The sequence below is a fragment of the Endozoicomonas sp. SESOKO4 genome (assembly GCF_024606275.1).
Window position 1 is genome coordinate 1 of sequence record NZ_JAHHPS010000479.1, and the last position, 12514, is coordinate 12514.

At 47.9% G+C, this 12514-nt stretch carries 6 protein-coding genes; all 6 read left to right on the top strand.

Annotated elements, in window-relative coordinates; all coding sequences use genetic code 11:
* The coding region (locus KDK16_RS09085) for a hypothetical protein (protein ID WP_257275707.1) at window positions 1-1635 on the top strand (1635 nt) is incomplete at its 5' end.
* A gap of 144 nt (window positions 1636-1779) precedes the next feature.
* Window positions 1780-3717 (top strand): hypothetical protein, encoded by a 1938-nt coding sequence (locus KDK16_RS09090; RefSeq protein WP_257275708.1) that lies wholly within the window; start codon window positions 1780-1782, stop codon window positions 3715-3717.
* Window positions 3718-3929: 212 nt separating this feature from the next.
* Window positions 3930-5420, top strand: coding sequence for a hypothetical protein (locus KDK16_RS09095; protein ID WP_257275709.1), 1491 nt, complete (start codon window positions 3930-3932; stop codon window positions 5418-5420).
* Between the two features lie 223 nt (window positions 5421-5643).
* Window positions 5644-7776: a hypothetical protein gene (locus tag KDK16_RS09100; RefSeq protein WP_257275711.1), complete on the top strand. Its 2133-nt coding sequence runs from the start codon at window positions 5644-5646 to the stop codon at window positions 7774-7776.
* Between the two features lie 115 nt (window positions 7777-7891).
* The gene (locus tag KDK16_RS09105) at window positions 7892-10324 is read left to right on the top strand and encodes a hypothetical protein (protein WP_257275712.1); all 2433 of its coding nucleotides are present in this window, start codon (window positions 7892-7894) and stop codon (window positions 10322-10324) included.
* A 145-nt stretch (window positions 10325-10469) separates the two neighbouring features.
* On the top strand, window positions 10470-12179 hold the full coding sequence (locus tag KDK16_RS09110; RefSeq protein WP_257275713.1) for a hypothetical protein: 1710 nt from the start codon (window positions 10470-10472) through the stop codon (window positions 12177-12179).
* The last annotated feature ends 335 nt before the right edge of the window (window positions 12180-12514 follow it).

Here is a 12514-nt window from a genome sequence, read left to right on the forward strand (position 1 = left end):
CAACCATCAGAATCATCGGGTCAGCAAGCCTCTCAAGCCACCAGTCACTTTACAGGCTCTTTCATTAGCCTTCTGTTTTCTGACTATGACGACAATAACGGAGGCCCACAACAACACCAGCATACTCTGGGTTTAAATTGTTTCGTCCATCCCTGTAATGGTGCTTGCAGTTTCCGGCAATCATCCGATGGCGAAAAGCCCGCTGAGTCCCGCTGTGAGCAGTCCGACGCACCGATACAGACGACAAAAATAGAAATCGCTCAATTAGGAGCAACGGCAAATACCGGACAAAGCTCATACCCTGACTTGACGAATAAACACTATCTAAGTTGCATAAGCTCTTCTGATCCTGAAAAAGCTACACACTCCTTGGATAATTCGCTTTTTCAAGAATTGCAGGAACTTTCTGACAGTCAATTCTCACTCTATTTCGACCAACTAGTTGAGCCAGAGCCGTATGTTATTAATGGTAATCTGCCCAATAGCTGCAACCATACAGACGGGGTCGCCTCAGACGGGGTCGCCTCAGACGGGGTCGCCTCAGACGGGGTCACCTCAGACGGGGTCGCCTTTACGCTCGGGCATTTGCCTGCCATCAATAATGATTTTGGATTCATTAATGAGCCATTCGATCCAAGTAGTATTCTCGAAGAAGCCGGATTTTCCCTTACGCTCAGCCATTCAGCAGCCCGGCAAACAAACACTGAAGTATTCCAACCGGGTCAGGACCAACCCCATCTTTTCCGAACAAGCTCAGTACAAGCCCTGTTAGCTCAGAAAATAAAAGAAAACATCGAACAAAAAACTTGTGACGTGAAAGTATTGGGGAAGGATGGCCAGCTGCAGTCATGCGGGAAAGTCTACAAGGATACCCTATCGCTGTCATCTCACAAAAGCAAATACCACACCGGGCAAAAATCCTGTGACATAACCATAGTCGTGGACGGCCAGCCGCGGCCATGCGGCGCGGTCTTCAAGCATGCTCAATCTCTGTCGTCTCACAAAAGCAGATTCCATAAGTGGCAGATAACCTGTGATATGACCGTGGTTGGGGAGGATGGCCAGCATCGGCCATGCAAAAAGGTCTGCAAGAGTCCTCATGTCCTGTCGGGTCACAAAAGAAAAGACCATAGCGGGCAACAAACCTGTGACGAGACAGTGGTCGGGGAGGATGGTCAGCCGAAGCCATGCAGGACGTCATGCAGGAATGCTAGTGCTCTGTCGACCCACAAAAGCAAATATCACACCGGGAAACAAACCTGTTACGTAAGCGTGGACGGAGAGAATGGTTTACCGCAGCCATGCAAAAAGATCTACAAGAGTACTAAAGCACTTGCGGATCACAAAAGAAAAGACCACAGTGGACTACAAACTTGCGACCTGGCAGTGATCGGGCAGGATGGCCAGCAACGACCATGCGGCACGGTCTGCAAGAATATCGAAGTTCTGTTGTGTCACAAAAGAAAAGAACACACCGGGCAACAAACCTGTAGCATCATTTTGATCGGGAAGGATGGCCAGCTGCGGCAATGCGGAAAGATCTGCAGGAATACTAAAGCCTTCTCGGATCACAAAAGAATACATCGCAAACGTAAACCTGTTGATGTAAACAAGGACGATGACCCCAATCCATGATCTGACACCCGCCCTTTCATGAGGTTTTATCCGTTGCAACTTTGAGCTTTTAACAGAAGTTATTTGACAGAAGGTCTTTGAGAAAAAACTCGCTTACCTTCTTGATCTATCCTTCCTATCTGTAACTTAAAACGCAAGGGTAGAATGATTAAACACTCAATCTTTGCGACAACGCTGTTGCTGATACTGTTTTTGTCTGTCATCTGCCAAGCGGAACCGTTGACAAGACGCTTCATTGTCGAGCTTCAACAAACGACAGATTCTCCAGCAAACCAGAGTTTTTCTGTAAGGCAGTGTGACCTGCGAACATTTTCAGGCATTGCCGACACAAACAGCTATGCAGGATCAGCTTCACTGCCCGACGGCAAACTACGCAGATCCTACGGTTATGGGGTAAAAACAACCCTTATTGAATCGATTTCATGGCAGTTGCTTTACGTCACTCATCTGCTGGTTGATTACAAACTGATCCTTAGCATCAAAGATACCCCTAAAAGAGCCATCCCTCACCCGTCACCACCTGTAGAAGCGATTATCGTTGTTGGTTGGCTTTTAAAAAGCTACTGGAACCAAGATTTACCGTCGTTGAACCCGGTTGAAAAACAAATTGACCAACAAGAGGCAGCACCCAAGCTGACACAGAAGGGTCAACCATTTGCCATCATTACTATGGGACTTGGCTCTGGACAGAAACAACAAGGCCAGCTTTCAGAATCATCTGACCAGCAAGCCTCGGGGGCAACCATCCAACTTACAGGCATTTTCACCAGCCCCCGGCATTCTGGCTCGGGCGGCGGTAACGGAGACTCTGAACAACACCCACATACTCTGGGTTTAAATTGTTTCGTAAATAGTTGCAATGGCGTTTGTATATTCCGGCACTCTTTAGATTCTGATCGCCATGCATATGACCAAAACAATGCATCCCTCGAAACGGAGTCAACCGGCCTACAAGAAAAAACAATCTCCCTTACTTTTCCCCACTTCCATTCTCAAGCAGGGACTTCAAACACACAACGAACCTGTCCCGCGACAATGATCAGAGAGGATGGTCGGCGGTGGCCATGCGGGAGAATCTGCAAGAGCGCTCAATCCCTGCGGGATCACAGGAGAAGAGACCACAGCGGGCTACAAACCTGTCTTCTGGCAGTGGTCGGTGAGGATGCTCAGCAGCAGACATGCGGGAGAGTCTGCAAGAGTTCTAAAGCCCTGTCGGATCACAAAAGAAAAGACCACAGCGGGATACAAACCTGTAACCTGACAGTGATCGGGAAGGATGGTCTGTCTCGGCCATGCGGGACAGTCTGCAAGAATGCTCAATCCCTGACGGATCACAAAAGAAGATATCACACTGGACAACAAACCTGTCACCTGACAGTGGTCGGGGTGGATAGCCAGCAGCGGCCATGCGGTAAAGTCTGCATGAGTACTAAAGCGCTGTCGGATCACAAAAGAAAAGACCACAGCGGGAAACAAACCTGTCAGGCGACAGTGATCGGGAAGGATGGTCTGTCTCGGCCATGCGGGACTGTCTGCAAGAATGCTCAATCTTTGTCGTCTCACAAAAGCAGAAATCACAACGGGCAAAAAACCTGCAAAACAAGCGTGGCCGGAGAAGATGATCAGCCGAAGCCGTGCGGAAAGATCCTTGATACCAGAAAAACCATGTGGAATGACAAAAGAAAAAATCACTCCGGACAAAAAACCTGTAAAGTGACCGTGGTTGGGGAGGATGGCCTGCAGCGGCCATGCGGAAAGAACTGCATGAATGCTCAAACTCTGTTGATTCACAAAAGAAAAGAGCACAGCAGGCAACAAACCTGTCACATGATAATGGTTAGGGAGGGTAGCCAGCCTAGTCCATGCGGGGTGGTCTTAAAGAATGCTCATTCTATGTCATCTCACAAATGCAAATATCACACCGGACGGGTGATCTGTGACGTGACAGTGGTCGGGGAGGATGGTCAACAACGACCATGTGGAATGGTCTGCAAGAGTAAAAGAATCCTGACAGACCACAGAAGAACACATCTAAAACGCAAGTTTAATGATCTGGACCAGAACAATGTCCCCAGTCCTTGATCTGCCTCTCGTCCTTTCATGAGGAGAACTATCAGGAGATAAAAGTCGTTTAAATGAATACCCCAAGCCATCCATCTTTCCCCGAATGGCACCTGATCGAGCTGTCCTGGCTTAGCAACGGATACAGCTGCGCCTAAATGGTTGTTTAACAAAAAGCACACCTAATTTCCTGATCTATTCTTCTTCCCAGTAAACCAGAATATAAGGATAGAATGATTAAACACTCACTCTCTAAGGCACCACTGTTGCTGCTATTTTTGCTGCTAGTGTTGCTGAAAATGTTGTTGTCTGTCGCCTGTCAGGCTGAACCTTTGACCAGACATTTTATTCTCGATCTTAAACAGAAAGCAGATACTCCAACACACCGGTTTTTTTTTAGAACGCAGCATGATCAGCATACATTTTCAGATATTGCCAACACAAACGGCTTTACAGAATCAGATTCGCCACCTTATATCAAACCACTCAGACTAAGCGGTATACTGAAACAGGGGGATCATTCCTTTGCAGCCATCACCATGATGCTTGGCTCTGGACATGAACAACCACAACTCGAGTCATCAGAATCATCCGGTCACAAAGGCCCGGATGCCACCACTTGCTCCAAAGGCTTTTTCACTGCTTCCTTTTCTGACTCCGGCGGCGGGAACGGAAATCCTGGGCAACACCCACATACTTTGGATTTAAATTGTTTCATAGATACCTGTCGTGGCGTTTGTCAATTCCGACAATCAGTAGATCCTGATAACTGTGTGTATGATCAGAACAATGCGCTTTTAGAAACTGAGTCACCCTATCTTAAAGAAAAGTGGATATCCTTTTCGTTTACCCGACTGTCACCCACGACAGAGACTCCGGAAACACAACATGTCTGTTATTTGACATTGTTCGATAAAGATGGCAAGCCTAAGCCATGCGGAAAAGTTTGCAAAAATTCCAAAGTCCTGTCGACTCACAAAAGAACAATCCACAGCGGGAAAAAAATCTGTGACGAAACAGTGGTCGGGGAGGATGGTCAGCCGCGAACATGCGAAAAAGTCTGCAAAAATAATCAAGCCCTTTACGATCACAGAAGAAATAAACATACCGGGCAACAATCCTGTGACCTGCCAATGGCTGCGGAGGATGGCCAGCCGCGAACGTGCAAAAAAGTCTGTAAAAATACTCAAGCCCTTTACTATCACAAAAGAAAAAAACATACCGGACAACAATCCTGTGACCTGCCAGTGGTTGGGGAGGATGGCCAGTCCCGGCCATGTGGAAAGGTCTTCGAGAATGCCATCACCCTGTCGAGTCACAGAAGAGAAGGACACAGCGGACCACAAACCTGTGACGTACCCCTGGTTGGAGAGGGTGGCCAGCCCCGGCCATGCCGAGTGGTCTGCAAGAATGCTCATGCTCTGTCGACGCACAAAAGTGCTTACCACACCGGACAAAAAACCTGTGAAGTGATAGTGGACAGAGAAGATGGCCAGCAACAGCCATGCGGGACGATTTGGATAAATGCCCGAGCCCTGACGAAACACAAAAGAAGTGTCCACAGCGAGCAACAAACCTGTAAAGTGACCGTGGTCGGGGAGGATGGCCAGTCGCGACCATGCGGAAAGTTCTGCAAGAATGCTAATGCCATATCGGATCACAAAAAAAGACACCGAAAACGCAAACATGAGGAACTGTACCAGAACAACGACCTCAGTCCTTGATCTGATAAGGCCTTCTCATCAGGAGATCTATCTGAAGACAAAAGTCGTTAAAAAATACTCGAAGCCATCCATCTATCCCGGGATAGCTCTTGATCACGCCGTCCGGGGGCTCACCAACGGATACGTCTGCTTCAATGTTTCTTTAACGGAAGGTCGCTCACATAAAACACAGTTATTTTCTTGATCTATCCTTTCACGCGGTAAACCGGAACGTAAGGATATAATGATTAAACACTCACTCTCTATAGCACCGATGTTGTTGCTGCTACTATTGTTGTCTGTTTCCTGTCAGGCCGAGACTTTGACAAGGTGTTTTATTGTCGAGCTTCAACAGAAGACAGATTCTTCAGCAAAACAGAGCTTTTCTATAAAGCGTGACCAGCATACATATTCAGGTATTGCGGACACAAAAGGTTATAGAGGATCAGATTCGCCGCCTGATAACAAACCACCCAGAGCCGCCGGTTTCAGGGTAAAAACGCCCCTTATCGAATTGATTTCGTGGCAATGGCTATACTCCACTTATCTGCTGTTTGGTCACGAACTGATCCACACCATCAACACTCCTCTTCTAAGCTCCAATCCATATCCATGGCTACCACTAGAGATGTTGATCACTGTCGGCTGGCTTTTAAAAAACTATTGGAACCCAAACTCACCGTTGTTTAATCTGATTGAGCAACAAATCGAACAGCACGAAGCATCATATATGCTGACACAGGTTGATCACCCGTTTGCCACCATCACCATGATGCATGGCTCTGGGCACGCCCAACAGCAAGGCCAGCTTTTAGAATCATCCGATCAGCAAGGCCCTCAAGCCAACACCCGGTATATAGACTCATTCACTGGCTCACTGTATTCTGACTCTGGCGGCGGTAACAGAAACCCTGGACAACACCGACATACTTTGAGCTTAAATTGTTTCGTAGATACCTGCGCAGGCGTCTGTCAATTCCGACAATCAGCAGATCACGATGCACATGCCCAATACAATGTACTTTTAAAAACAAAGTCATCCGACCTACAAAAAAAAGGAATTTCCTTTACGTTTACCCAGTTACCCTCCGCAGCAGATTCAGAAAGACAATATATTATTTATAAGACAGTAGTCGACATAAATGATCAGCCGAAACAATTCGGGAAAGTCTACACAATTTCCAAAGCCCTGTCGGGTCACAAAAGAAAAGTCCATAGCGGGCAAAAAACCTGTAACGAGACAGTGCTCGGGGAGGATGGTCAGCGACAGCGATGCGGGAAAGTCTGCGAGAGCTCTAAAACTCTTTCAGCTCATAAAAGAAAAGACCACTCCGGGAAACAAACCTGTAACGAGGTAGTAGTCGGGGATAATGGCCAGCCGCAGTCATGCGGGGTGGTCTCCAAGAATGCTCAGGCTCTGTCGTCTCACAAGAACAAATATCACACTGAAAAAAAAACCTGTGACGTGATAGTGGACAGGGAAGATGGTCAACAACAGCTATGCGGAGAGGTCTGCATGACTGCTTACTTTCTGTCAGCTCACAAAAGCAGAGTCCACAGCAACCAAAAAACCTGTGATGTGATAGTTGAGGGAGAGCACGCACAGCGACGTCCATGTGGGATAGTCTGCAAGAATGCTCAAGCCCTTTCGGATCACAAAAGAATGACCCACAGCGGGCCAAGAGCCTGTAATAAGACCGTGGTAGTGGATGGCCATCAGCGGCCATGCGGGACAATTTCGATAAATAATCAAGCCCTGACGGATCACAAAAGAAGTGCTCACGGCAGTCAACAAACCTGTGACGTGTCCGTGGTCGAGCAGGATAGCCAGCAACGCCCATGCGGAAAGGTTTGTAAGAATGCCAGAGCCCTGTGGAGTCACAAAAGAAATGACCATTCAGGCCAAAAAACCTGTGTTGAAACAATCACTGGGGAGGATGGTCAGCTGAGGCCATGCGGGAAGATTTGCAAGAATATCCAATCTCTATCGACTCACAAAAGCCAGTACCACACTGGGCAAAAAACCTGTGACCTGACTGTGGTCGGGGAGAATGGCCATCAGCGTCAATGTGGAACAATTTGGACAAATGCTCTAGCCGTGTCGTGTCACAAAAGAAGAGACCACAGCTGGCAGCAAATCTGTAACAAGCCAGTGGTCGGGGAGACTGGCCATCAACGGCCATGTGGAACGATATGGAAAAATGCCCGAGCCCTGTGGGATCACAAAAGAAGAGTGCACAACGGGCAACAAATCTCTGACAAGGCAGTGGCCGGGATGGACGGTTCGGCCCACAAAAGAACACATCGAAAACGCAAGCTTGTTGATCTTGACCAGGACGATGACCTGAGCCCTCAAAAACGTACAGTGAATCAGTAACGATCTGATCCGGTAAATGACTTCGAAAATTTTTTATCAGGAGGTCTTTAATAGTAAAACACGCTTATTTTCTTGATCTATCCTTCCTCTCTGTACACCATAATGCAAGGATAGAATGATTAAACACTCATTCTCTGCGGCACCACTCTACTTGCTACTACTGTTGTTGTCTGTCGTCTGTCAGGCCAGACCCTGGACAGGGCGTGGTACTGTCGAGCTTGATCAGAAAGCAGACTTTTCATCAAGCCAGTGCCTTTTTATAAAGCGTGACCAGCGCACATTTTCAGGCATTGTCGACACAAACCGTTATGCAGGATCACATTTTACGCCTGATGGCAAACCACTCAGCCCCTTCGGTTACGGGGTAAAAACGATCTTTATTGAATCAATTTCGTGGCAGTTGCTTTACACCACTCATCTGCTGGTTGGTTACGAACTGATCCTGACCACCAGAACCGCTCCTCTGAAGTCCACCTCTGGTTCATGGCTACCTATAGAAGTGTTTGTCGCTGTCGGTTGGCTCTTAAAAAGTTATTGGAACACCTGTTCACCGCTGCTTAACCCGGTTGAACAACAAGAGGTTTCAGCTGCACTGGCTCGCCAGAGTCAACCGTCTAAGGCAGTCACTATAATGCTGGGCTCTGGAGAAAACCAACAGCCGCACCAGCCATCAGAACCATCCAGCCAGCAAGCTCAGGAAACCACCACCCAGCTTACAGACCCTTTCACTCCCCCCCCGGATTCAGACTCCGGCGGCGGTAACGCTGACCCTGAACAACACCAACATACTTTGGGCTTAAATTGTTTCACCCACCCCTGTCATGGCATTTGTCAGTTTCGAACAATATCCGAAAGCAGTGACCTCGCTGAATGGCAGCAGAACTTCGGACAAAGTTCATGCCCTCATTTGGCCGATGGATATTGCTTCAGTTGCATAGGTCGTTTTGATTCTGAAGACTTTACAGATTCCTTGCTTTTCGAAGCACGGGATCAACTCACTATCATTCAACTCCAATGCGATTCTCACCCACAATCTAAGCTACAAGCGCATGCCGTGGATGGCACCTCCACCGATCGCTGCAACTCTATGGAGTCAATGAGTGAAGGGGTCGCCAGCGCTGCCACGCATCCCGCCTGTGTCGTGACAGTGATTGGGGAGGATGGCCAGCAGCGTCCATGCGGAATGGCCTGCAAGGATGCCGGAGCTCTGTCGGACCACAGAGGCAGATACCACACCGTACAACAAACCTGTAACGTGGTCATGATCGGGAAGAATGGTCAGCTGCAACAATGCGGAAGGATCTACAAGAATGCTAAAGCCCTGTCGAGTCACAAAAGCAGAAAGCATAGCGGACAAAAAAGCTGTGACATTGCAGTCGCTTGGGAGAGCGGTCAGCAGCGGCTTTGCGGAAGGATCTTCCGGAATGCTGAAGCTTTGTCGTATCACAAAAGCAGAGATCACATCGGGCAAAAAATTTGTTACTTCATAGTGGTCGGGGAGAATGGTGAACAGCAGCCATGCGGGATAGTCTGCAGTAATTATAAAGCCCTGTTGAAACACAAAAGAAGCGTCCACATCAGGCAATCAATCTGTGAAGAGATTGTGATTCAGAAAGATGGCCAGCAGCGACCATGCGGAAAGGTCTTTCAGAGCTCTAAAGCCCTTTCGGATCACAAAAGATCCCACAGCGGGCAACAAACCTGTAACGTGATCGTGGATGGGAAAGATGGCCAGCAGCGGCCATGCGGAAAGGTCTGCAAGAATACCAAAGCTCTGTCAACTCATAAAAGCGGAGAACACACCGGACAAAAAATCTGTGACATAACAGTCATTGCAGAGGATGGTCACAAGCAACTATGCGGGATTGTCTGCCAGAATGCCCGAACCTTCTCGGATCACAAAAGAATGATCCACAGCGGTCAACAAACCTGTAAGGTGACGGTGACCGGTAAGGATGGCCAGCGATGGCCATGTGGAAAGGTCTTGGAGAATGCTAAAACCCTGACGGCTCACAAATTCACATTCCACAGCGGACAAAAAACCTGCGACGAGAACGTGCTTGGGGAAGATGGTCAACAGCGACCGTGCGGGAAAGTTTGCATGAGCTCCAGAAGCCTGTCGGATCACAAAAGAAAAGACCACTCCGGTCAACAAGTCTGTAACGAGACCGTGGTCGGGCGGGGTGGCCGGTCGCGGCCATGCGGAACGATCTGCAAGAATGCCTCAGCTCTGACCAATCACAAAAGTGGATACCACACGGGGCAAAAAACCTGTGCCATGACAGTAGTCGGGAAGGATGGTCAGCAACGACCATGCGGGACGATTTGGAAGAATGCCCGAGCCCTGGGGGATCACAAAAAAGTCACCCACACCCAGGAAAAAGCCTGTAACGAGACCGTGGTCAGGAAGGATGGCGATCAGCAGACATGCGGGATAGCCTGCAAGAATGCCAAAGTCCTGTTGGACCACAAAAGAATACATCGAAAACGCAGGCATCCTGATCTGGACGAGGACTTCAGGACTCAAAAAGTTAAAGTGAATAAGTAACGATCTGGTCTGGTGCATGACTTCAATAGTTTTTTAACAGAAAGCCTTTATCAGAAAAACATGCTTATTTTCTTGATCTATCCTTCCTCTCTGTGAATCAGAATGCAAGGATGGAATTATTAAACACTCACTCTTTGCGGCACTGATGTTATTGTTGCTACTACCGTTGTTGTCTGTCGTCTGTCAGGCCAAACCGTGTACGAAACGCTTTACTATCGAGCTTGAACTGAAGGCAAACTGTCCGACAAACCAGAGCATTTCTATAAAGCAGCGTGGCCCGCATAGATTTTCAGATGCTGTCAACACAATCGGCTTCGCAGGACAACCTTCATCACCTGATCAGAAACCACTCAGACCCGGCGGTTATGGGATAAAAACGATCCTTATTGGATCCATTTTATGGCAATGGCTTTACGCCACTCAACTGCTGGTTGGTTTCGAACTGATCCTGACCATCAAAGGCGCCCCTTTGTATTCCAAGCCTTATTCATGTGTACGTTTAAAAGCGGTTGTCGCCGTCTGTTGGCTTTTAAAAAATGCTTGGAACCAGGGCTCATCAAGGTTTAACCCGATTGAACAAGAAGAGGCAAGATCTCAGCTAACACGAGGGTATCACCCGTTTGCGATCACCACTATAATGCTCGGCTCTGGAGATAACTTGCCACAATACCCGCCATCAGAATCATCCGGCCAGCAACTCCCGGCAGCCAACAACTACTCTGCATGTTATTTCGCTCATCTCCTCTATTCTGACTCTGACGATGGTAACGAAAACCCTCAACAATACTTACACACTTTAGATTTAAATTGTTTCGTCCATCCATGTAGTGGCGTTTGTCAATTTCGGCCATCATTCGATAGTGGTGAGTCCATTGAATGGCCGCCGATTACCGCACAAAGTTCATGTCCCCATTTGACTGATGGATATTGCTTTAGTTGCATAAGTCGTTCTGAGCCTGAAGGCGCTATAGATTCCTCACTTTTCGAAACATTGGATCGACTCCCAGACATTCAACTCCAATGCGATTCTGCCCCACAATTTACGCCACAGCCGCACGGGAAGGTTTACAAGAATATTAATGCCCTGACGGATCACAAAGACAGATACCACAGGAGACAACAAATCTGTAACGTGATCGTGGTCGGGGAGGATGGCCAACAGCATTTGTGCGGGGAGGTCTGCAAGAATAGCAAAGCTCTGGCGGATCACAAAAGCAGATACCACTCCGGACAACAAACCTGTGACGTAATCGTGGTCGGGAAGGATGGCCAACAGCAGCCATGCGGAAAAATCTGCAAGAACATTAAAGCCCTGTCGACTCACAAAAGCGGGGAACACAGCGGGCAAAAAACTTGTGACGTAACAGTCATCGGTGAGGATGGCCAGCAGCGGCCATGCGGGAAGGTCTGCAAGAATGCTCAATCTCTGTCATCTCACAAAAGCAGCTATCACAGCGGGCAAAAAAACTGTGACGTTATGGTGGACGAGGAGGATGGTCAACAACGGCCATGCGGAAAGGTCTGCAAAAATGCTCGCTTTCTGGTGGATCACAAAAGAAGCGTTCACAGCGGGCAAAAAACCTGTGACGAGACTCTGGTTGGGGAAGATGGCCAGCTGCGACCCTGCAGCAGAATCTGCAAGAATGCTCAAGCCCTGTCGTATCACAAATTCAGACAACACCGCCGGCAACAAACCTGTGATATGACCCTGTTCAGCGATGATAGCCAACCGCGACCATGCAGGACGGTCTATAAGAGTGCTGCAGTCCTGTCGGGACACAAAAGAAAACATCAAAAAAACAAACCTGATGATCTGAACCTGAACGATCACCTCAGCCCAAAAAAGGTAAAGTGAATCAATAACGATCTTATCTGATACCCGTCATGTTTTTTCATTGCCAGCTCTGATGTTAAACAGATGGTAGTTAACAGAAAAGCTCGCTTATTTTCTTGATCTATCCTTTCTCTCTGTAAACCAGAATGCAAGGATAGAATTATTAAGCACTCAATCTTTGCGGCAACAGTGTTGCTGCTGAATTTGTTATCTGTGGGATGTCAGGCTAAACCGTCGACAGAGCTTTTCACTGTCAAGTTTGAACAGAAGGCAAAATTTCCATCAAACCAGAGCTTTTCTATAACACAGCGTGACCTGCATCCAATTTCAGGCATTGTCAACACAGACAGCTATGC